This is a genomic window from Akkermansia sp. BCRC 18949 (assembly GCF_045011645.1).
Taxonomy (GTDB): Bacteria; Verrucomicrobiota; Verrucomicrobiia; order Verrucomicrobiales; family Akkermansiaceae; genus Akkermansia; species Akkermansia massiliensis.
This window is the reverse complement of sequence record NZ_CP123619.1, coordinates 1,950,423-1,970,970: the sequence shown is the minus strand read 5'-3', so window position 1 is coordinate 1,970,970 and position 20,548 is coordinate 1,950,423. Positions and strand designations below refer to the sequence as shown.

The window sequence follows — 20,548 nt, the reverse complement described above, 5'->3', positions numbered from 1 at the left end:
TCCTGAACATTCGTCAGGCATGAACGCCATCAATCCTTCAGAGGAAGTGACCGTTGTGGTGCGCCGGCATATTCTGCCGGGGCATGAAGGCCAGTTTGAGCACGCCATGCGGGATTTCGTCAATTTTGTGCTGAGCTGCCCCGGGCATGTGGGCATCAGCGTCCTGCGGCCCTCCGACGGAAACGGGGAGTATGTGGTGGTGGACCGTTTCGCGAGCGCCGCCGCCAGAAAAGCCCTGGTTTCCTCCCCGGAGTACGAACGCTGGATGAAGCTGCTGGGAGCCCATACGGAAGGGGAGGCCCATATCCAGGAGATGAACGGCCTGGACGCCTGGCTGAACCAGCCGGGCACCCCGATGATGACGCCGCCGCGCTACAAGACGGCGGCGGCCACCTATCTGGGCGTGTGCCTGGTCATCTTTCTTCTGAACATTACCGTGGGTGGGCCCATCCGCAGCGTGCTGCCCGGATGGCTTTCCTTTTTCCTGTTCAACGCCTGTGTGGTGGCGCTGCTGACCTGGGTATTCATGCCGCTGATCAGCAGCATTCTGTCTCCCTGGCTTTTCAGGGCGCAGGCCGGAACCATTCCGGGAACAACCCCGAACCATGATGAAAACAATGAAAAACAATGATAAGGTTTACGCCGATTTGATGATCTCAAACGGCAACACAGCAACGCTGGATGAACGCGGCACGATGGCCCGCGCCGTCGCCGTCAAGGATGGAAAGATACTGGCCGTGGGGTCCGACGAGGACGTTGCCCAGTACAAGGGGCCGGATACCCAGGTGATCGACGCCGGGAAAAGGACCGTCATTCCCGGCTTGAACGATTCCCACCTGCACGTGATCCGCGGCGGCCTGAATTACAATATGGAACTGCGCTGGGACGGCGTGCCCTCCCTGGCGGACGCCATGCGCATGCTCAAGGAGCAGGCCCGCAGAACGCCGCCGGGACAGTGGGTGCGCGTGGTGGGCGGCTGGAGCGAGTTCCAGTTTGCCGAACGCCGGATGCCTACGCTGGAGGAGATTAATGAGGCGGCGCCGGATACGCCCGTTTTTGTGCTTCACCTGTACTGCCGCGCCATGCTCAACAAGGCCGCCCTGCGCGCCTGCGGGTATACGAAGGATACGCCCAACCCTCCGGGCGGGGAAATCCAGCACGACAGCGAGGGCAATCCCACCGGCCTGCTGATTGCGCGGCCGAACGCCACCATTCTTTACGCCACGCTGGCCAAGGGGCCCAAACTGCCCCTGGAACACCAGATCAATTCCACCCGGCATTTCATGAAAGAACTTAACCGCCTGGGCCTGACCAGCATCATTGACGCGGGTGGCGGCTATCAGAATTACCCGGAGGACTACCAGGTGATTGAAGAGCTGCACAAGCGCGGGGAAATGACCGTGCGGATTGCCTACAATCTGTTTACCCAGAGGCCCAAGGAAGAGAAGGAGGACTTTGCCAAATGGATCAGGATGACCAGGCCGGGAGAGGGGGACGATTATTACCGCTGCAACGGAGCGGGTGAAATGCTCGTCTTTTCCGCCGCGGACTTTGAGGACTTTCTGGAGCCGCGTCCGGACCTTCCCGGAGACATGGAATCCGAACTCAAGGGGGTGGTCAGCCTGCTGGCCGCCAACAAATGGCCTTTCCGGCTGCACGCCACGTATAATGAGAGCATCTCCCGCTTTCTGGACGTGTATGAAGAAGTGAACCGGGAGATTCCCTTTGACGGCCTGCACTGGTTCTTCGACCACTGCGAGACCATTGACGAGAAGAATCTGGAACGCGTCAAGGCGCTGGGCGGAGGCATTGCCGTGCAGTGCCGCATGGCCTACCAGGGGGAATATTTCATGGACCGCTACGGCAAGGAGGCGGCGGAACATACGCCGCCCGTGCGCAGAATGCTGGAAATGGGCATTCCCGTAGGGGCCGGAACGGATGCCACGCGCGTGGCGAGCTACAATCCATGGGTTTCCCTGTACTGGCTGACCACCGGGAAGACCGTGGGCGGAGAACCGATGTACCGGGAGGAAGACTGCCTTTCCCGTGAGGAAGCCCTCCGGCTTTATACGCAGGGGAGCACCTGGTTTTCCTCCGAGACGGGCAAAAAAGGAGCGATTGTTCCCGGTCAACTGGCGGACATGGTCGTGCTGAGCGAAGATTATTTCTCCGTTCCGGAAGAGGAGATCAAGGGAATAGAATCCGTGCTGACCGTCATGGACGGCAAAATCGTTTATGCCGCGGGACCGTTCAAGGATTTGGACCCGGCGCCCATTCCGGTGCTGCCCGAGTGGTCCCCCATTGCCGTGTTCGGCGGATACGGCGCTCCCCTGGACCCGAAGAAGGCGGCCAGGGCCGGCGTGCCTTTCCAGCAGGAGCACCGGCATTCCTCACACTGCCATGAACACGGCTGCATGCATTCCGCGTTCATGCTGATGGAGGGCGCGGCGAATGCGTCGCGGCCCAGGTATTCCGATTTCTGGGGCTCCGGGTGTGGTTGCTTCGCATTCTGACGGTAAATGATGCGAAGCTTCCTGCGCCCCGTCTCCCTGGTGGGACGGGGCGCTTTTTGCCTTTCCCGGAAGGGGTAGGGAATAAGGCTGCGGTTTTTCCTGCCGGAGTTACAGAACTTCCCGGTACAGGGAAATTTCAATGGCTTCCTCCGTCATGTCGCTCAGGAGTGGGATGATGCGCTGGAAATGCTCGGAATCCGCATGAACGTCCACGGCTGCCTGGTCCTTCCATTCTTCAATGAATGTCAGGATATTAGGGTCATCAATGTCCTCATACAGATGGTAGGAAATATTGCCGGCTTCCGCACGGCTGTTTTCCACCAGTTCCCGGGCGGTGGCGATGAATTCTTCCCTGGCTCCTGCTTTGACGATGCTTTTGGCTGTAATCTTAATCATGGCTATGGCTGTTTTGGCCGTATCCAGAGTAAGGGAGCGGGAGAGCCCGTGTCAACGACCCTTTTGAGGCGTTCCGGTCATGGCTGCGTATCCTTCAGGATTTTCAGAACATAGGCGCGCGTTGTATCCGTATGCTCCGCGCCGCGTATGCAGGAAAGCCCCTGGTAGAGCCCCACCGTTTCCAGGCGCAGGTCCATATCCTGTCCATCCAGATCCTCCTGGGTGGGTGGGGGATAATTGGAGGCGGGACCGCTCAGGGACTTCATCCGCATGGTATCCATGTTGAACAGGCAGCTTTGCATGCCATTGGTGAATATCAAGCTGCCCTGGCGTTGTTTTTCCTCCGGCCGCAGCCTGTAAATGGTGATGGCGCTTTCCCCGCCGGGATTGATCAGGATGGCGGGGAAAACATGCTTGTTCCCGCCTTTCTCCCGGACGGTCAGGTCAAAGTCGCATTCTCCGAAAAACCTGTTGGTGACACGGGAGGAGATATGGACCTCCACGGGCACTTCCTGCGGCAGGGGAACAAGGGTGGCAGCAGACAGCGCGGACCCCGGCGGGAGTTCCGGAACCGGGAAGGGTACGGTGATGATGTCAATAACGCAACTGATGACGCCGATCAGCACGAACAGCAGGATGCCCTTGTTCCGGAGCTGGACGGGAAGCAACTTCCGGGATTCCCCCGGATAAAGCTTGCTGGCGGATTTGTCCTGCTGCAGGCAGTATTCGGTCAGGCGTGAAATGACGGCCAGGGCGCAGGCCATGGCTGCCAGCCATGCAAGCGTGAAGGCCAGGTCCTCCACCATGGGACCCGTGGTGAAAAAGCTGAATAACCAGATGATGAAGGCCGTCAGCAGGAGAAAGACGACCAGGAAGGCCATGCAGCCGAAGGGCGCCGTGGAGACGGGAATCCAGCGCCTGCCGCGCTTGCCGCAGGCGCGCAGAATGAGGATGGCAATAAAAAAAGCAACAATTGCCAGCGTAGAATAAAAATGTTGAAACAGGTAATCGAGCATGGCATGCGGGGAAAACTTGGATAGTAGCTGGTCGGGGACCGATTTCATGCCAGTTTCCGAAAAAATATCCGGAAACAAGCCGTTTTTACATGATGAAATGATAGGCGTCGAATTTTGGAGCTCTTTATCATTTTAGCCTTTTTTCACCCTTGCTTGCAAGATTTTTCATTTCCTTGTTTCCCGCTATTTGAATTTAATATGCCGGAAAAGAATTATTCTACAATTGAATATGGAGGAAAAGCCGGTTCCATCATCTTCCAGAGAGGAAACAGGGCGCAGGGCTAGCGGAAGAAAAGGGTGTTGCGGAATTGCGGGTTACAAAACAACGGGAAACGGCACAAAGGAGTTTCCCATCCCCGTGAAGCCGAAAAGTGATTCATATCCCCGTCCCGGAGTTCTGTACCGTCTCCGTTCCGGCTCCTCCTTGGGGGGGACGGATTGCCAGGGGAGCCTTTTCTTCGGGTCCGGCTCACTTTTATTGAAAGATAAATGATAACGGGAAGAAAAGTTTTAAACTTGTTGGCAATGAGTGTTTTTTATCTTGATGTGGAGTTTTGGCGCAGGTGATTCCTGAATCAAAAGTTTATCTTGTTGTTCCGTTTTATTCCCTGGGGGAAAGGTGATTGAGGGCCGGATTATATTCAAAAGAAAAGGAAGCTGACTTTATGAGGGCACTTGCAGAAATATCGGGAAAAATGTTCCTCTGTCGCGCTAATATAAGACCGGAAAATGAATAAAATGGAATTTAAAACTTTCTTTCAAACATTTCTAAGAAAGTGCAAATAAATTCGTTAAAGATGATAGTGGAAAGTTTGTCGAGAGATTAAACGGGAAGCCGGTTTTTTCCATAATTATCCGGGCGCGGAGAAGAAATTGAATGGAGAAAATAAAGTTCATGGATGAGGAAACAGGCCGATTCCTTTCCCGAATTTATTTTTCTCTTCCGGATGATGAAGGGAACTATCGTTCCTGTTATTACGGTGTTCTTTTTAAGCCGGCACGGAAGGCCTCTTGGACTGGAGAAAAAGCAGTCATGGGTTGCATCCGCCTTCTCTTTTTTCATGTTCTTCCGCCCCTGCCGTGCCATTCAGCCTGTTTCCTGCCGGGATTTTTCTTTTTCAAGAAGTTGTACATACCTTATGGAAACAGCGTGAATGCCGCAGTTGCGGTCAATTATGCAATCTCCTTCCCGCGTATTTGCCTTGAGCCGGAAAAGGGGTTGGGCTAGTGGCTGGCCGAGTGTTTTACCTGGCCGGGAGAAGTTCCGGGTAGGCTGAATTCCTCTCTGTTATGGAAAATGGAGAAAAAGGTGCTGCCAGAAAAAAGCTATCCCTGTACCGGGTCCGCCAGCACTTTTTTGAGCTTCGCAAAGCGGGGCAGGGAGCATTCCTTCTGCATGGCCGTTTCTCCCTGGATGAGGGGCAGAACGTAGTCGATGAACGGCTGTTCAACTCCATTGCCGCGGGTATTGATCCATTCACGGGGGACGAGTTTTTCCACGTTGGCCACGTCTCCCAGGCTGGTCAATTTGGTCTTGCAGGAGTAGATGCCGTTTTCCGTGCTCCGTTCGAAGGCGACCATCTTGTCCGTCTGGCCGGAAACGGCCGCTTCCACGGCGGCTTTCCCCGCCATGTAGGCTTCATCAATGTCCGTTTTGGAGGCCACGTGGGAGGCGCAGCGCTGGAGGAGGGAAAGTTCAATGCTCCTGACCTTGGCCCCGGTCTGCCGCTTGACGGATTCCGCCAGCATGGCGCCCAGTCCGCCCAGCTGCGTATGGCCGAAGACGTCCCTGTCCCCGGATTCCGCGACAAAGCGGCCGTCCGCATATTGCACCCCTTCCGAGACGGCGACCATGCAGCTCCCGTTACGCTTGTAAATCCGGTCCACATCCTGCCAGAATTCTTCCATGCGGAAGGGGACTTCCGGCAGGTAAACCAGGTCCGGTCCGGCGCCCGCATAAGTGGCCAGGGCGGCGGAACCGGCCAGCCATCCGGCGTGACGGCCCATGATTTCCACGATGGTGACACGCCCTTTGTCGTACACGCGGAGATCCTGGTGCACCTCCATGCAGGAGGTGGCGATGAATTTGGCGGCGGAACCGAAGCCGGGGCAGTGGTCCGTGCCGTAAAGGTCGTTGTCAATGGTCTTGGGGATTCCGATCACGCGGCATTCATAGCCGGATTGCTGCATGAATTTGGATATCTTGTTGCAGGTATCCATGGAATCATTGCCGCCGTTGTAGAAAAAGTAACGTACATCGTACTTCCGGAACACCTCCAGCAGGCGGCGGTAGTCCGTATCATCCACGGCGGGATCCGCCATCCGGTAGCGGCAGGAGCCCAGGGCGGAGGCCGGGGTGTATTTCAGCAATTCCAGTTCCTCCGGGTCTTCCTGCGCCATATCGAACAGGCGTTCCTTCAGCACTCCTTCAATCCCGTTGGCGGCTCCCAGCACGCGGGTGACCGGTTCGCATTGCAGGGCCGTCTGGATGGCCCCCAGCGCGCTGGCATTGATGACGGCGGTGGGGCCGCCGGACTGGCCGATGATGCATGCTCCTTTCAATGGCTTCATGGGGGAAATGGTGGATGGGAGAGTTCTGTGGAGCCCCGTTCCGCAGCGTGGGAAGCCGGGGGATGAAATCAGAGTCGAACCTATCTGGAGCCCGGAGGGATGTCAAACATTATTGGTCTGCCGGAGGGACTCCCGCAGCCCGGGCGGAAGAGAGGGAAACGCCGGGCATCCGCTATTCGGTTTTCATGCTTTTCCGGGATGGCGGCCAGGTGTTCTCCCAAGGCGGGCGCCGCCGGTGGTCCGGTGGGTTTAGTGTGCGGAAGAGGCATGCGGAAATCCGTGCTGTACAGCCTGGGGCTTATTGCCAGGGCACAGATGGCGTTTACGCGCCTTTTTATGCCCATGGCGTCCCTCGTTCCTTCCGGGAAAGCGTATTTATGCGGACGGCGGCGTGTGGCGCACGGAGACGGACTGCCCGGGGTAGATTTCCGGGATGACGGAGATGCTCTTGATGTTTTTGCCCGCAGTCAGGGCACGGAGCATCCGGATGAGCTTGTGAACCGTTTTTGTCTGGTTCTCCTCGTAATAAGTGATGGTGGGCAGCAGGCGCTCCATGAAGGGTTCATACGTCAGGCTGATCAGGCTGAGCTGGTCCGGAATGCTTAAAGAGCGGGCTTCCACCCAGGAGAGGAGGGGAACGATCTGGTTGCCCCGCGTAGCTACCAGGGCGGACATGTCCGGATGTTCCTTGAACGCTTTGGCGAGGTATTCAAAGAAAAGGGGCGTCTCAAACGGGGTGGGAATCAGCACGGGGTTCCAGCCCTTTTCCGCAAAGCTGAAAAAGCCCTTCTGCATTAACTGGTGGCCCTTCAACGGGTCCGGGGGGAGGCACAGGCCGACGGTCCGGTGCCCCTTGTTCCAGAGGTGCTGCGCCGCATGGTGCGTGGTGGCCGCCCAGTGGCGGTCCAGATAGGGCAGGTTGCTGCTCTGGTAGGAAGTGCCGCGCACGATGCAGGGAATGCCGTGCGTCTTGAACCAGAGCTGGGTCTGTTCCGAGGAGCGGTGGAGTATCCAGCAGACGCATTCGGATTTGGTCACCAGCTTGGCGAGACGCTTGTCCGGGTTGTTGCCTAAAATCCAGGGAGCTTCAAAAATGCGGACGCTGATGCCGTCTTCCTCCAGAATCTTGGAGATGGTGTACACCTCCGCCAGCACGCTTTGCGCCAGCCTCTTGAGGGGCTGGGGCGTCAGAAAGCCGATAATGCCCCTTTTTTCCTGAACAGGATGGGAGGGGACGGTTTTTCCCGCTCCTTCCTCCGTAGTTTTCAGGATGCGCCGCGGAACCTTGATGCGCGCGGGAGCGATCCATGCCTCCCTCTCCAGAAGAGCCAGAGCCTTTCTGACGGTCTCCCTCCCTACGGACAATCTGTGCCCGAGCTCCCGTTCTCCGGGCAGGATGTTGACCAGGCTGCCGCTGAGGATCATCTGTTTGATTTTATTGGCTACGGTTTCAACCAATGAAGATGCGGGCAACGAAGTCATACTCTTTTATATACGTACTGCCTTGCGTGAATTCGAGTCAATTGTAGGGATTGGTTCCGCCGCCAAATTCAGCGTGAATGTCCTTGTTGCGGTAAGTTGTTGGAATTCTGTAATCTAGATAAAAATATGAGTCCCTGGTCTTTTTTAATGTCGGAAAGTGGAGAAATCATGGGTAAAGGATATATTATTATCAATGGATTACATGTTTCCCGCGTTCGCAGGTGGGTGGTTTGTGATTATTTTATAAAATATTCATAATAAACATCTTGGTTTATCTTTTCTGTCAAGTGGTGTCATTTTTTCATGCCGGTTGGCTCCGCATGCGGCGTGCCTCCCTCCGGGGAAGTGGCAAGAGGCATGCACGTATCAGCATGGATGATTCCTGTCTCTTTTCCGGTGCTAAATCTGCTCAATGAAAGTGAATACCATACCGGGCGCGGCTTATGCGCTGACATGTACGGCAGCATGCTCTGTCCAGGCTCTTCTCTCCGATGCTTCTTGCCTGACTGTTCTGGAAACGGAAAACTCCGGACAGTATATCTTTGTGGCCCCTACGGATGCGGTGGAGGTGTCCGACGAACATGCACTGGTAACACAGACTTTTAAAGCGGCCGCTCTGGGATTGGCTGCCCAGGGCGGCATTCGGCTGAGAGAAGATGCCGTTTTGAAAAATCTGACGGCGGAGGCGTCCACCTTTTCCGGAACCGTCAATGCCAACGGCGGTATCAATGCCGTATCCGCGCTTGCGGCCGGAGCCTCCAACACCGGCCTCAACGCGGGCAGCCACGCCGTCATGTCCGTTCTGAGGAATGTGTACCATCTGGACCACGCGAACGGAACCGTTACCACCCTGGAGGGAAGCAACGTCAAGATGGAGCGTTCCTTGGCGGACTGGTGCGGGCTGTCCTGGGCGGGCACGCTGACGGCGCACAAATGCGTCCTGGTCAAATCTGCCGTCACCAATACCAATTACGGAGGAGCCATCAGCCCTGCCGGAACCGGAAGCTATGCGCTGGTGATGTCTCTGCTTTCCGGTGTGAATTTGGCTGCGACTCAAACTAAATTCGGCTGGACCGGGTATTCCGGAACCGTCACCGCCACAACGGTGGAGAATATTCCCGGACCGCTTTTTTATGTGGATGCAGCCAGCAGAAAAGTAGTGGCCAGGTCCGGAGACGGACAGGTTGTAACGGAGCTTTCCTGGGCTGCCTTGAGCCTGGACTGGGTATCCCGGCTTGATTTGATTGCGGTTCCCTCTTCATCCGGTACCTGCAGTATTTATCTGGCCCGGCATACGGGGGTAAGCTCCGGGCACGGGAACCACTACAATTTCAACCGCCGTCATCTTAATCCACAAGCTTATTACCTGGGGGAAGTTTCTCTGGGGCTCGTCAGCAATGACGTCCACTACGCTATTATAGATACTTGCTCCGCAGAGATGGCCATGTTCAGGGTAAGCGTCATCCAAGGGATTAATCCGGCTGACTATCTTAAAATAGAAACAATTTAACATGAAAGAATTACAATTTTATTTCCCGCGACCCGGCAAGTGGGATGAATTTACGTTGACTGCCGTTTTCCCGGATATGGCGGGGTTTGTTCAGAATCAGCGCTACAGGCACCGGGAGCTGACGCCGGAACAGTTGCAGGCTTTTTCCGAAGTAGTGTCCGCCCTTACCGTCCTGTCTGACGAATGGAAGGCCGTTCAGGCATGGGCGAGGCTGGATATGTGCGTGACCGGCACATCCACGGAGGGTAGTGAAGACATGGTCAAAACAGTGGAAGCGGTTACCCTGACCGTGGAAGCTGTCAATGGCCGGGGAGCCCGTAAACTGTTCACCAACGCAAATTATCCAGAATTTACAATTCCGGAAGCGGGGGCGGTGGCATTTTTCAAACATTTTACGGATAGCCGTCAATAACAGGCAGCCCATCCGTTCTCGTTCAAGGTGGGATGCCCAAAGGCGGGAGCTTTCCGTTTTACGCCAATAGGCATGGATGCTCCGAATGGAGCAGGCGTCGCTGCATGCAGCTCATTTTTTAACCGCACAACGAGGGATTCAGCACGTCCGGATTCGCCATATTCGTCAGGAGCATGGACCATCTCTTTTTCTTATTCATTGCAATTCCCTATACAATTATGAATATTCCAATTAAACGATTATTCGTCAACGGATTCCATAACATCTGCGAAGGCTCCGGAACGGAGCTTCTCCACCAGATTTGCGTCTGGCGCAAGATGGGACTGGAAGTGCCACACGTTTTTTCCAGGGATTGCCTGGGCACTCTTAACGAATTTTTTGAAATCATACCGCATGTCTGAATCCATTTCCATTCTTCCTGCTCTCATTAAACTGGGTGGATTTCAATATTGCGCCAACCATGGCAACATAGGAGATTTGCTTATTGACATCGCCACGCGGCAGTTTTTCCGTCGCCATCATCTGCCGGCGCAGGAAAAACCTCATCGGCATGTGGTGTATGGCGGTGGCGGAAGGTTCGTGTCTTTTTACGGTTCTCTGGATGAGCAGAAAGAGGAACTGACGGCCCGCTCAGTGGAACGGTGCATTATCCTCCCGCACAGCTTTTATCAGGTAGATTCTCTTATTCGTTCCTTTGATGAAAGGCACCTGGTCTTTTGCCGGGAACAGCGTTCCCTGGATTATTGCCTTTCGCTCAATGATCGGGCGCAATTTCTCCCGGCGGACGACATGGCTCTTTACTTCTGCCCTAATTCCTTGCCGTCTTTTATCCTGGAAGAAAAGGGAACTCCCGCTTGTCCGGAACCATGGGCGGTTTCCCTCCTGGAAAAAATCCGGGAATCCGTGCAGGAATCTTCTTTCTGCGCATTCCGCGAAAATTACTGGCAGCAGGGGGCTTTTCTACCGCGCCGGGGCAAGGAGAGTGCCCTGCCTGCGGAATTGATCCTGGGACGTGATATTTCCGATCTTTGGAATGGCTGGGGCGACGGTTCTGCCGAGCAGGCTTTTCTAATAGGGGGCCTTCTCTCTATTCTGAAGGAATTGGACATCGTCATTTCAGACCGCCTGCACATCTGCATTGCAGGTCTGCTTGCCGGATGCCGGGTATACTTCCTGGACAACAACTACGGAAAACTTTCCGGAGTTTATCGTCAATCCCTGTCCGATCATCCAAGAGCGAATCTCCTTCCTCACTCTGAACTTTCCGTACTTTTTCCCGAGATATTTTCCCTTGTCCGCAAATAGTCTGTTTCCGTCCATAAGCTCCCCTCCAGGGAAAAGGCATGGACAGGAGATGTGATTCAACCTATGCAGTGGAGTAGCGAATATTGTGATGAGGAACTTACTCTCGTCTATTATAATTATGGGACCTACATACTTGACTAACCATATTATTTCAAAATATTTTCGTCATTCTATTTTCATTTGAAGGTGAATAACTTAGATAAAAACGCTGACTATGTATTCTAGTCAGTGTTTTTCATAATATATTTGTAATAAACTATACAGGGGTGGATGAATTTGGATTGATTCCGGAAATGGAATACCATTGGTGGCATCTTCAACAAGGAGAATCCCATGACGATATTGTAGGAGATTTTTGCAGGGAAGCAGAAAGACTAGTTCATTTGTTGCTTGTAAAATTACATCGCGAGGGCGAATATTGGAAAATTACAGTAGAATAATTTTTAATATAAAGTATGTAATTACTGATGATTTTATTTATAGATATAGTGTTCCGGAAAAAGTTTCAGAAATTATATCTATATAAACACACGAGTGTTTCTTCTGGAAATTATTGCATTCAGTTTTCTGCTTCTTAGCCGAGAGCTGTTAACTGATAAAAGAAAACCCTGAAAGCATTAAGCTTTCAGGGTTTATTTATTGGTACCGCCGGTGGGACTCGAACCCACACTCTTTTGGAACTCGATTTTGAGTCGAGCGCGTCTACCATTCCGCCACGACGGCACGTGAAGTGGAGGAATTAAGCGGCAAGAGGGCTGTGGAGTCAAGAATTTCCTGTGGAATGTGGGAAGCCTGCCGAAAAAACGGAGGGAATCCGCGGTGGATTCCCTCCGGAATGTTTCCGAATGGGAAGAACGTTTAGAACGAATAGCGCACGGTGGCGTTAACGCTCTGGTTGGTCATGTGTTCCCTCTGTTCCAGATGGTAGAAGGCTCCGGCGCTCCAGGCGCTGGAAATGACCCAGTTCAGCCCCGCATGGACGATCAGGGCGTGGCGTCCCGGATGGACGCCGTCTACCCGGAAGGGCGTGCCGAAGGCGTCCGTTTTCACGGAAGCGTTGCGGCGGGAGACGTCTCCGGCGTAGGCAACCGTCATCTGCGGCAGCAGGTACTGGCCCCTGCCGACGGCGATCTGCTTCTGCCAGGTGACGCCGGCGGGGATGCTCCAGTTCTGCACGGAGCCGTCCTGGTACCAGGCGGTGCCGGAACCGGAATGCTCCCCGAAGGAACCCTGGGAGCCGTGCAGGAATTCAATGCCTGCGAAGGGTTTCAGCACATCCGTGCTGTTCAGGCGGATGTTCCAGGTTCCCTTCAGGCCGAAGCCGTACACGTCATCGTTCCAGGAGGCGGTGGCGGGTCTGCCGCCCAGCGTGCTGTCCGCATCGTTGTCCATGCGGCCGTAGGTGAAGTAGCCGTCAATGTCCACGCTGTTTCCACGGCGCAGGTCGCGGTGGTAGCGCTGGTAGAGCGCCAGCATCAGGCCGTCCTGGTCCGCCTTGAACTGCTTGTCCGCGGAGTGGAAGGAACCGAAGGTCTGGCCGAAGGCCGCGCCGGATATCCAGTTTTTCGTCCAGGCGTAGTCCATGCCCACGGCATAGCCGCCGCCCTTGTAGTCAAAGCCGGAGGCTCCCGTGGCGGAGGAGACGTTCATGAAGTCCCCCAGCCCGGAGAACCAGATGTTGCGCGCTCCCGGTCCGCGGAAGTCCAGTTGGGAAGCCGCCGTATGGGCGAAGCTGTCCACCACCCGGACGGAGGACCACAGCGTGTTGGCGATGCGGTAGGCTTCCTCTCCGCGCAGGGCCTTCACGGCGTTGATGTTGACCTTGCCGCTGAAAATCAGGTGCAGGCCGTCGTCGGAAACCGTGAAGCCGGTATCCGTGACCAGGTCCGTGCGGCCCTTCAGCGTGGGGTCGATGCCGGTGAGGTCCCACAGGGATCCGTCCGGATCAATGACCGTATCGGGGTCCAGGTTGACCAGGGAGAGGGAGAAGCTTTGTTCCTTGCTGAAAAGCAGGTTGTCTCCAATGACCACATTGACGTGCGCTCCATCCACATGGTAGGAGGAAGAGACGTTCATTTGGGAATAGGTGTCCGCTCCGGTATGGGTGGCGTCCGCCGCCGCCGTTCCGTTCACGATGAACGTGAGTTCCTGCACTCCCCCCCACGCGTTCAGGCCGCCTTCATAGTTGTGGTAGCCTGCGGAGGAGCCGGAGCCGATCACGATTTCACTGCCGTAATAGGTAACCTCTCCCTTGAAGGCGCCGGAACCGGAGACGGTGGAACCGCTGTTGGTTTCCACGCCGGATAGAACAGTGGAGCCGTTCAGCACCAGATGCCCCGGATTAGCCGGATGGGCGAATGCCTCACCCAGGCGGATGCTCCCGCCTTCCACGCCCAGACTGGCGTCCCTGCCGTCCAGAACGAGGGTGGCGTTGTTGCTGATGACGACGTTTTCCGCCGCATAGGAACCCCTGGCGACAACCTTCACATCCTGTGCCGTGACGTTGAGGTTCGCGAAGGCGCCTCCGTCGGCGGCGGAGGCGCTGTAGCCTGCCGTGCCGGAGTGTTCCCAGTTCAGGGTCTGTTCCTTTTCATCCTTGCCCGCCAGCGTCAGTTGTCCGGAAACGCCGCTGACGGCTCCGGAGGAAATGACGGCGTCCGACTGGCTCAAGTCAGCCTCCCCGCCTTCCAGCACGATGCCGTGCTCAGGCAGGTTTTCCCCGATGATGACCTTGGAGCCTTCCCCCACATGGATGCTTTCTCCGGGGTTGACGACGATGGGGGCGCCTTCACCCAGGAATACCTGGCCCTGGAGGCGGTAGCTCATGCGGTAGTTTTCCAGTTGGAAGTTGTCCACCCTGGCTCCGTACATGGCGGTGATGCCGTTCTTGATCTGGTCCAGCGTGACGACCCAGGCGGAATCCGTGGCGTTGAGCACCGTGGCGCCTACCGTGGCGTTTTGCGCCAGGTCCAGATTTACGTTCAGGCCGTCAAAGCCCACTTCCAGGGCCGTTCCCGCCGCATTCTGCACCAGGGTCCCGTTGAGCAGCGTCATGCCTTCCGCAATGGTGAGCGTGCCGCTGCCGGAGATGGAGCCCTGGTTGTTGACGACGGCCCCGTCACGGAGTATCTGGGAGTTCCCGGTCAAGGTGACGGCAGAGCCGTGGCCCACGTTGAACCGGTTGAGCAGCCCGGCGGCTTTTTCCGTGGAAATGGTCCAGTTTGCCTTGTTTTCCGCACTGCCCACGTTGAGCGTGACGGAGGAATGGTGGGTGGCCGTATCGGACTTGCTGGTGTTGACGGTTGTCCGCACCGTATAGTCAAACAGTCCCGGAGCGGCTTCCGTTCCGGACAGCAGCGTAATGGTATCCACGGAGCCTTCCGCTCCGGAGCCGCCCAGTTCCCAGATGCCGCTGATGGAAGCTCCGGCGTGGACGGTGACGTTGTCCGCCGTGTTTTCCGTGGAGAAGCCGGAACCCGTATTGGACCCGCTGTACAGGGCATACCCCGTTGCTTCGTTCCCCGTCGCCGTTGCTTCAATGACGCCGGTGGAACCGATGGTCGTCGTGATGCCGGCTCCTCCCATCAGGGCCGCCGCCGTGCTGCCGGCAGTTGCCGCGCTGACGGTTCCGTTGATAGTGCCGGTGGTCAGGGAGAATTCCGCCAGCAGCCCGTAGGCTTCCGCAGCTCCCGTGGAGGAGGCGGAGATGAAACCGCTGACGTTTCCCACGGACAAGGAGCCCGTGGAACGTGCCCCGGCGGCCGTTCCGGCCATGGCTTCCGCCCGGATGGCGCCGCCCACATTGCCGATGGTAATATTGGAATGGGTCTGGTAACCCCCTTCTTCTCCGGCGAAGAGGCCGTAGGCGTCCATGCCGTTGGTCGTGGCGGTAACGCTTCCCGTTGCTCCCATGTCGCCCAGCGTGATGTTTTCCCTGGCTTCAATGCCGATGGCGGAAAAGTCCTCGCTTTCATCATTGGAACCGGAGGCTGCGGTGATTTGACCGTCCAGCCGGGTAATGTTCACCTGCCCGTAGTTGGACTGGATGCCTCTGGCTCCGTAGCCGCCGGCCGTCGCCGCGGAAATGCTGCCGGTGGAGGAAAAGGTGCCGATGTTGACGTCCTTGTAGCGCGGGCCCTGGTAGTCCATGGTGTTTCCGTAGGCATACAGTCCCCTCGCATAGTTTCCTGTTCCCAGGTCCACGGAGATTTTGCCGGCCATCGTTCCAATGTCCAGGCGCCCCTGATAGGCGTAAATGCCGTTGGAGGAGAAATTGGCCGTGATGGAGATGAGGGCGTCTTCCGTGATCGTTCCGATGGAGAGTATTTTCCCGTAGCTCCGGATGCCGGTGGCATTCGTTCTGGCTGCGGAGATGTTGAATGTTCCTGCCAGGGTGCCGATGTCCACATTGACTCCGGAGGAGGTGTCAATGCCGAAGGCGTTGTTTGCCGTGGAGGAGACGTTGAATACGGCATCCCCGGCAATCGCGCCAATGCTGAGGGTGCCTGATTTTCCCCAGATTCCGCGCACGTTGCTGGAGCCTGTCACGTTGAATGTGGCGGAGACCGTTCCCAGGGCCGCATCTGAGGCGGTTCTGGCTACAGTGGCGTCATAAGCGCCGGCCAGGTCTTCCCTGGCAGTATCCTGGGCATGGACCGTTCCCAGCATGCCGAGGCAGGCCAGGGTCATAGCCACAGCCTGCATCCGGTGCCTGGCGTGGCACGGTGTTTTTTCAGGAGTGTTGAACATTCCGGACTTCAAGGAGGCCGGACCATCATAGTCTGCTCCGTTCAAGCGGAGCGTGTTGGATGAATGCATGTGTATGGTCTGAATGCCGGAATACTCGCCGGCGGTTCATAAAATACTTCGGGGCTGGCGATCTGGCTCATTGCAGGTTTTTAAGCCGTGCAATATACAGTGGCGGTACCGCTCCGGATTCACACCGGATTCCCCATCTATTTCCTGCCCGTACCACGGGCTTCCCGGAAGCGCCTCCGGTTGGTGAGGGAGGCATGGCATGCCTAACATATCCTCCGGACCCTGTCAATTGGAACTTTTTCTTGCGTTTGGCTCCCTGTTTCGTATTGCCATGAAGGACGGCCATGCTATCATGGCGCCCCGGATGTTCGTTATTGTATTTGGCATATGTATGAAGCGTTAACGAACTCTCCTTCACATGCGCCGGGCATCGTCCGGGGAAGGAAACTGACGGAGAAGTGCCGTGACCCGTGGGTAGATATTATCCGTGTGCTGGCCATGTTGCTTATCATGATCCAGCATACTCCCGCTTCTCATGGCTTCACTGTGTATGCAACACGTGCGGGCGTATTTTTCTTTTTCATGGCGGCGGGTTACTTCCTGGCCCGGAAGTATGGGGGCAGCCTGGCCCCGGTGCCCTGGCTTAACTGGAGAAAAGCGTTTCTGATTCTGTGTGCCTATTTGTTTTGGATTTTCGTTTCCATGGCCTTGTTCGGGTTTCCCGCGGACATTGTAAAATGGATGACCGGTCTGGGAATAGGGCGCCCTCCTTTGGGAACTGTTTTATGGTTTTTGCGGGATTTAATGGTGTTTGTGCTGGTTTCAGGAGCGTTATTCCGGATGCCGCGGGCCTGTCTGCTCATTCTGTCCATGGCCTCCCTGGTGCTTTTCAGTACGAGCAATTCCCTTTACTTGTCCTTCGAATACATGGACAAGGTTTTCTGCGTTATCCATCCCAGGGGTTTTGGAGCATTTGCCCTTGGCATGTTTTTGTGCCGTTATTCCCTTGAAGAGTTGAAGAATGCAGTCGGTAAAGCGTGGCTGTACGTGCTGATGGTGTTTCCCGTTATTTTTATATGGGAAATGTACAGCACCGTTCAGGAGTCTGCGTTATCCTTGTGCATGGGCGTGCTGTGGCTGGCATCCTGCGCCTTCTTGATGATGCGGTATTTTCCGGGAATCTCCTCTTTCTGCGCCCGTTTGGCTCCCTCCGTCTTTTTTGTATATGCCGCGCATGCCCTGGTTTATGAGGGCATGCTCAGGCTCGGTTTTCCAAGGGGAAGCTTCTGGATATGGGGAATGGCCGTACCCCTTGTTTTTCTGGCTCTGAGCGGACTGTACTTTTTACTGGCGCGGATGTGTCCGGCAGTGTTGAAGTATATTGCGCTGAAGAATTGACCGTCTGCTATTTTTTTACGGTTACGGGAAGCCCCGCAACCATGAAGTAAACTTCGTCCGCGCTTTTGGCTAGAAGCTGGTTGGCGATGCCAAGCCCGTCGCAGTAGTGGCGCGTTTCCGCGTCCGCCTGGCTGATGCCCATGCCGGTTTCAGAGGAGACCAGAACCCAGGGCACGGGGGATTGGGGGATAAGTTCCTTCAAGGCCTCTATTTCCTCAATCAGCGCTTCCTGGAATGGTTCGTAGTCCGTAGGGTCCTTCTGGGCGTACAGGGTATTGGAGGTGAGCAGGGTTACGCATTCCAGAATGACGCCGTCCACCTGATCCAGCAGGCCGGATTCCCGGACGGCGGCGGCCACATGGCGGGGGCATTCCAGCGTAAGCCAGCTTGCCGGGCGCCGTTCCCGGTGCTTGCGCACGCGGTATTCCATGGATCCGGCTCCGGGCCACACCTCCGCCGTGGCGACGTACAGGATTTTTTCCCCGAATCCGGCGGCTATCTGTTCGGCGTATTGGCTTTTGCCGCTTCTGATGCCGCCCAGGACGAGCGTCATGCGTGCAGGATTGGCGTCAGTGTTTGGAGATGTAGCGTTCATGGGATTCCAGCATGGCCTGGTGGGAGTTCAGAAAGTCGTCCAGGCTGAAGACTTCCAGAGTGATGAGGGGGGAGAAACGGATGTCCCACATGGGGTGGAGGATGGCGTCCAGCGTGGCGGCGGCCATGTGGTGCAGGGATTTGTGGTCCCGTTTTTCCAGCCCGTGCAGGTGGCACATGCGTATGTCCGGCAGCCAGAGCGGCAGCAGTTCTTCCGGCCGCAGGCCTTCCTTCCAGACATGGCCTATGTCAAAGCAGCGGGAATGGGGCGTGGCGGAGACCAGCTTGTCCAGGTAGTCGGTCGGGTGGCGTTCCAGGTTTTCCAGGGCCAGGCATTCCGGAGCGGGCAGATGGGGCGTGATTTGCTCCAGGCTGCGGAGGATGCGTTCCGTTTCACGCTCCGTAAGATGGGGGCGCATGTCCGGGCCGGGAATGTGGTCCGTAACCACGTGCATGACCCACGTGTGGGGCTCCAGTTCCCGGGTCAGGTCAATGGCGCGGATGATGTTTTCCGTGTAGCGGCGCCCTGATTCCTCCGTGGCGAAGCCGCCGTCCGTGGGCAGGTGGACGTTCCACTTGACCCCGGCGTCCGCGGCGATTCCGGCCAGCTCCCGGATTTCCGCCGGGGTAATGAGTCCCTCCCCGTGGTCTCCGGCTTCCAGCAGGAGCAGGGCGATGTCATCCGCGTAATGGACGCATTCCCTGATGGCGGGGACGTAGTAGTCCGGGATGATGAAGGAGGTGCAGCTGATGTTGAGGCCCGGGACGCGGCATTTGTGCGGAGTTTTCATAAGGTGCAGAAGGTGAGCAGGACGAGCCATTCCGTGCATTCCACGGTGCAACCGAACACGTCCCCGGTGACGCCTCCCAGGCGGCGGCGGGCATACAGGAGCAGGGCCGTGGAACCGGCCAGGGCCGTGAGCAGGGCGTACAGCCCGTGCCACCCTGCCAGCGCGCAGGCAGCCAAGGTGACGGCGGCGGCTATCAGGGCGTGGACGGGGCGCGTCCCCTGCTTGAAGGCTTCCCCCATGCCGCCGGGGCGCGCGCCCGGAAAGCGCATGGCGATGAAGATCTGGCTGCGCGCCAGCAGCCCGGCCAGCGCGCACGCCGTGAGCAGCAGCTCCCATGAACCGAAGGCCGCCAATGCTGCCAGCGCGGCGCCCTTGAAGGCCAGGTTGAAGAACAGGGCCGTGCCGCCGAAGGTACCCAGGCGGGAGTCTTTCATGATTTCCAGCCTGCGTTCCCTCGGCACTTCCACGGGCAGTCCGTCCCCGCAGTCCGCCACTCCGTCCAGATGCAGGCCGCCCGTGATGGCTACCCAGCAGGCGCAGCCGATGACGCCGCAGACCAGCGGGGGGAAGAGCAGGGTAGCCGCCCAGGTCAGGCCGCCTGCCAGCCCCCCCACGACAAGGCCGACCAGCGGGAGCCATGCGGAGATGCCGTTCAGGTCGTTTTGCAGCGGCCACGGGCCTACGGGCAGCCGGGTCAGGAAGCCGAAGGCGGAGCGGATGGTGGTAATGACGGCCATGGCGCAGGGAAAGGAGGAGTTAGCGCGGAACGGTGATGTCCAGTTCCGGCAGGGTTTTCATTTCAGACAGCACGCGCGTGGCGGCATCCAGCAGCGGAAAGAACAGCGCCGCCCCCGTGCCTTCCCCCAGGCAGAGGCCCAGGTCCATGTACATGGTGACGCCGATGTGGTCCATAATGAGCTTGTGCCCCGGTTCCGCGGAGTTGTGGGAGCCGATGAAGTACTGAGCCGCTTCCGGCCGGATGCCCTGGGCGATGGCTGCCGCCGCCCCGGCAATGAAGCCGTCAATGACGATGGGGACGCGCAGGGAGGCCGCGCCCAGCATCAGCCCGGCCATGGCTCCTATTTCCGGTCCTCCTACCTTCGCCAGCACGTCGATGGCGTCGGAGGGGTCGGGCTTGTTCAGGGCGATTCCCTGTTCGATGAGCTCTATTTTTTTACGGATGACTTCCCCCTTGACGCCGGAGCCGCGCCCCGTCACGGTTTCCACCGGGGTGCCCGTGAGCACGGCCACGATGGCGGAGGAGGGCGTCGTGTTGCCGATGCCCATTTCTCCGGCGGCCACGATGTCCAGCCCCCTGGCTTTTTCCTCCCGGGCCATGTCGATGCCCACTTGCAGGCATTCCAGCGCCTGTTCCCTTGTCATGGCCGGGCCCCTGCTGAAATCGCTGGCTCCGTGCATGACCTTTCTTTTCACCAGCCCCGGCAGGTCGCCGAAGTCGTAATTCACGCCCACGTCCACCACGGAGAGGCGGGCTCCCGCGTTGCGCGTGAAGGCGTTGATGGTGCCGCCGCCTTGAAGGAAGTTGCGGGTCTGAATGTAAGTGACGTCCGTGGACGTCAGGCTGAGGCCGTGGTCGGCAATGTGGTGGTCCGCGGCGAAGAGGACCACGGCCTTGTCCTTCAGGCGCGGCGCGGGATTGCCGGTCATGGCGGCAATCTGGATGGCTACGGGTTCCAGCTTCCCCAGCGCGAGGGGGGGCTTGGCCAGTATTTTCTGATGTTCCAGGGCGGTTTTGGCGGCCTGTTCGTCCAGCGGGGGAATATGCAGTTTGTTCATGATGG

17 protein-coding genes, 1 tRNA gene and 1 riboswitch are annotated in these 20,548 nt (G+C 57.2%); of the genes, 8 read left to right on the top strand and 10 right to left on the bottom strand.

Going from position 1 to position 20,548, the window contains the following annotated elements; translation table 11 throughout:
• Nucleotides 1–19: 19 nt before the first annotated feature.
• Nucleotides 20–631 carry an antibiotic biosynthesis monooxygenase gene (locus P8A25_RS08285; RefSeq protein ID WP_022396727.1) on the top strand — a complete coding sequence of 204 codons (612 nt, stop codon included), beginning with the start codon at nucleotides 20–22 and terminating at the stop codon, nucleotides 629–631.
• Complete coding sequence (locus P8A25_RS08280) at nucleotides 618–2,513, top strand: amidohydrolase (RefSeq protein ID WP_215442286.1); 1,896 nt, start codon at nucleotides 618–620, stop codon at nucleotides 2,511–2,513. The genes P8A25_RS08285 and P8A25_RS08280 overlap by 14 nt, the downstream gene beginning before the upstream one ends.
• Nucleotides 2,514–2,621: 108 nt before the next feature.
• Here the strand turns inward: P8A25_RS08280 and P8A25_RS08275 are convergent, their stop codons facing one another.
• Together P8A25_RS08275 and P8A25_RS08270 are read right to left on the bottom strand one after the other, a co-directional pair.
• The gene (locus tag P8A25_RS08275) at nucleotides 2,622–2,909 is read right to left on the bottom strand and encodes a putative quinol monooxygenase (protein ID WP_102729395.1); all 288 of its coding nucleotides are present in this window, start codon (nucleotides 2,907–2,909) and stop codon (nucleotides 2,622–2,624) included.
• Between the two features lie 77 nt (nucleotides 2,910–2,986).
• Complete coding sequence (locus P8A25_RS08270) at nucleotides 2,987–3,973, bottom strand: hypothetical protein (protein ID WP_215442287.1); 987 nt, start codon at nucleotides 3,971–3,973, stop codon at nucleotides 2,987–2,989.
• Nucleotides 3,974–4,820: 847 nt separating this feature from the next.
• Between P8A25_RS08270 and P8A25_RS08265 the strand changes: the two genes are divergently transcribed.
• On the top strand, nucleotides 4,821–5,153 hold the full coding sequence (locus P8A25_RS08265) for a hypothetical protein (RefSeq protein ID WP_146021111.1): 333 nt from the start codon (nucleotides 4,821–4,823) through the stop codon (nucleotides 5,151–5,153).
• A gap of 98 nt (nucleotides 5,154–5,251) precedes the next feature.
• Here the strand turns inward: P8A25_RS08265 and P8A25_RS08260 are convergent, their stop codons facing one another.
• On the bottom strand, nucleotides 5,252–6,496 hold the full coding sequence (locus P8A25_RS08260) for a 6-phosphofructokinase (protein ID WP_102727032.1): 1,245 nt from the start codon (nucleotides 6,494–6,496) through the stop codon (nucleotides 5,252–5,254).
• A gap of 375 nt (nucleotides 6,497–6,871) precedes the next feature.
• Entirely contained in the window at nucleotides 6,872–7,978 is a 1,107-nt protein-coding gene (locus P8A25_RS08255) for a substrate-binding domain-containing protein (protein WP_022396732.1), read from the bottom strand.
• 412 nt (nucleotides 7,979–8,390) lie between these two features.
• On the opposite strand from P8A25_RS08255, the gene P8A25_RS08250 reads away from it, so the two are divergent.
• The 4 genes from P8A25_RS08250 to P8A25_RS08235 all read left to right on the top strand — a co-directional run bounded on the left by P8A25_RS08250 (nucleotide 8,391) and on the right by P8A25_RS08235 (nucleotide 11,205).
• Nucleotides 8,391–9,488 carry a hypothetical protein gene (locus tag P8A25_RS08250; RefSeq protein ID WP_215458351.1) on the top strand — a complete coding sequence of 366 codons (1,098 nt, stop codon included), beginning with the start codon at nucleotides 8,391–8,393 and terminating at the stop codon, nucleotides 9,486–9,488.
• A 1-nt stretch (nucleotide 9,489) separates the two neighbouring features.
• Complete coding sequence (locus P8A25_RS08245) at nucleotides 9,490–9,900, top strand: hypothetical protein (RefSeq protein ID WP_102729391.1); 411 nt, start codon at nucleotides 9,490–9,492, stop codon at nucleotides 9,898–9,900.
• Nucleotides 9,901–10,118: 218 nt separating this feature from the next.
• Nucleotides 10,119–10,301, top strand: a complete 183-nt coding sequence (locus P8A25_RS08240; protein WP_215442289.1) for a hypothetical protein — start codon at nucleotides 10,119–10,121, stop codon at nucleotides 10,299–10,301.
• Nucleotides 10,294–11,205, top strand: coding sequence for a polysaccharide pyruvyl transferase family protein (locus tag P8A25_RS08235; RefSeq protein ID WP_215442290.1), 912 nt, complete (start codon nucleotides 10,294–10,296; stop codon nucleotides 11,203–11,205). Before P8A25_RS08240 ends, P8A25_RS08235 begins: the two co-directional genes overlap by 8 nt.
• 640 nt (nucleotides 11,206–11,845) lie before the next feature.
• On the opposite strand, the gene P8A25_RS08230 is transcribed toward P8A25_RS08235, so the two are convergent.
• Both P8A25_RS08230 and P8A25_RS08225 read right to left on the bottom strand, forming a co-directional pair.
• Nucleotides 11,846–11,928: transfer RNA gene (locus P8A25_RS08230), tRNA-Leu, on the bottom strand.
• Nucleotides 11,929–12,063: 135 nt separating this feature from the next.
• Nucleotides 12,064–15,954 (bottom strand): autotransporter domain-containing protein, encoded by a 3,891-nt coding sequence (locus P8A25_RS08225; protein ID WP_215442291.1) that lies wholly within the window; start codon nucleotides 15,952–15,954, stop codon nucleotides 12,064–12,066.
• Between the two features lie 103 nt (nucleotides 15,955–16,057).
• A riboswitch (cobalamin riboswitch) is annotated at nucleotides 16,058–16,196 on the bottom strand.
• Nucleotides 16,197–16,350: 154 nt separating this feature from the next.
• Between P8A25_RS08225 and P8A25_RS08220 the strand changes: the two genes are divergently transcribed.
• On the top strand, nucleotides 16,351–17,361 hold the full coding sequence (locus tag P8A25_RS08220) for an acyltransferase family protein (protein ID WP_215442292.1): 1,011 nt from the start codon (nucleotides 16,351–16,353) through the stop codon (nucleotides 17,359–17,361).
• 7 nt (nucleotides 17,362–17,368) lie between these two features.
• On the opposite strand, the gene P8A25_RS08215 is transcribed toward P8A25_RS08220, so the two are convergent.
• From P8A25_RS08215 to cobT, 4 genes are read right to left on the bottom strand one after another with little or no spacing between them, the layout of a single operon-like run.
• Complete coding sequence (locus P8A25_RS08215) at nucleotides 17,369–17,956, bottom strand: bifunctional adenosylcobinamide kinase/adenosylcobinamide-phosphate guanylyltransferase (protein ID WP_215442293.1); 588 nt, start codon at nucleotides 17,954–17,956, stop codon at nucleotides 17,369–17,371.
• Nucleotides 17,931–18,746 (bottom strand): cobamide remodeling phosphodiesterase CbiR, encoded by an 816-nt coding sequence (gene cbiR, locus P8A25_RS08210; RefSeq protein ID WP_215442294.1) that lies wholly within the window; start codon nucleotides 18,744–18,746, stop codon nucleotides 17,931–17,933. The genes P8A25_RS08215 and cbiR overlap by 26 nt, the downstream gene beginning before the upstream one ends.
• The gene (gene cobS, locus P8A25_RS08205) at nucleotides 18,743–19,483 is read right to left on the bottom strand and encodes an adenosylcobinamide-GDP ribazoletransferase (protein WP_102721812.1); all 741 of its coding nucleotides are present in this window, start codon (nucleotides 19,481–19,483) and stop codon (nucleotides 18,743–18,745) included. Before cobS ends, cbiR begins: the two co-directional genes overlap by 4 nt.
• A 19-nt stretch (nucleotides 19,484–19,502) precedes the next feature.
• Complete coding sequence (cobT, locus tag P8A25_RS08200) at nucleotides 19,503–20,543, bottom strand: nicotinate-nucleotide--dimethylbenzimidazole phosphoribosyltransferase (protein WP_102721811.1); 1,041 nt, start codon at nucleotides 20,541–20,543, stop codon at nucleotides 19,503–19,505.
• Between the last annotated feature and the right edge of the window lie 5 nt (nucleotides 20,544–20,548).

Bases quoted from the DNA above. Each gene is read 5' to 3' on its own strand.
- P8A25_RS08245 (WP_102729391.1), top strand. From the start codon at position 9,490: ATGAAAGAATTACAATTTTATTTCCCGCGACCCGGCAAGTGGGATGAA.
- P8A25_RS08285 (WP_022396727.1), top strand. From the start codon at position 20: ATGAACGCCATCAATCCTTCAGAGGAAGTGACCGTTGTGGTGCGCCGG.
- P8A25_RS08240 (WP_215442289.1), top strand. From the start codon at position 10,119: ATGAATATTCCAATTAAACGATTATTCGTCAACGGATTCCATAACATC.
- P8A25_RS08235 (WP_215442290.1), top strand. From the start codon at position 10,294: ATGTCTGAATCCATTTCCATTCTTCCTGCTCTCATTAAACTGGGTGGA.
- cobT (WP_102721811.1), bottom strand. From the start codon at position 20,543: ATGAACAAACTGCATATTCCCCCGCTGGACGAACAGGCCGCCAAAACC.
- P8A25_RS08275 (WP_102729395.1), bottom strand. From the start codon at position 2,909: ATGATTAAGATTACAGCCAAAAGCATCGTCAAAGCAGGAGCCAGGGAA.
- cobS (WP_102721812.1), bottom strand. From the start codon at position 19,483: ATGGCCGTCATTACCACCATCCGCTCCGCCTTCGGCTTCCTGACCCGG.
- P8A25_RS08260 (WP_102727032.1), bottom strand. From the start codon at position 6,496: ATGAAGCCATTGAAAGGAGCATGCATCATCGGCCAGTCCGGCGGCCCC.
- P8A25_RS08265 (WP_146021111.1), top strand. From the start codon at position 4,821: ATGGATGAGGAAACAGGCCGATTCCTTTCCCGAATTTATTTTTCTCTT.
- P8A25_RS08255 (WP_022396732.1), bottom strand. From the start codon at position 7,978: ATGACTTCGTTGCCCGCATCTTCATTGGTTGAAACCGTAGCCAATAAA.
- P8A25_RS08250 (WP_215458351.1), top strand. From the start codon at position 8,391: ATGAAAGTGAATACCATACCGGGCGCGGCTTATGCGCTGACATGTACG.
- P8A25_RS08280 (WP_215442286.1), top strand. From the start codon at position 618: ATGAAAAACAATGATAAGGTTTACGCCGATTTGATGATCTCAAACGGC.
- P8A25_RS08215 (WP_215442293.1), bottom strand. From the start codon at position 17,956: ATGAACGCTACATCTCCAAACACTGACGCCAATCCTGCACGCATGACG.
- cbiR (WP_215442294.1), bottom strand. From the start codon at position 18,746: ATGAAAACTCCGCACAAATGCCGCGTCCCGGGCCTCAACATCAGCTGC.
- P8A25_RS08225 (WP_215442291.1), bottom strand. From the start codon at position 15,954: ATGTTCAACACTCCTGAAAAAACACCGTGCCACGCCAGGCACCGGATG.
- P8A25_RS08220 (WP_215442292.1), top strand. From the start codon at position 16,351: ATGTATGAAGCGTTAACGAACTCTCCTTCACATGCGCCGGGCATCGTC.
- P8A25_RS08270 (WP_215442287.1), bottom strand. From the start codon at position 3,973: ATGAAATCGGTCCCCGACCAGCTACTATCCAAGTTTTCCCCGCATGCC.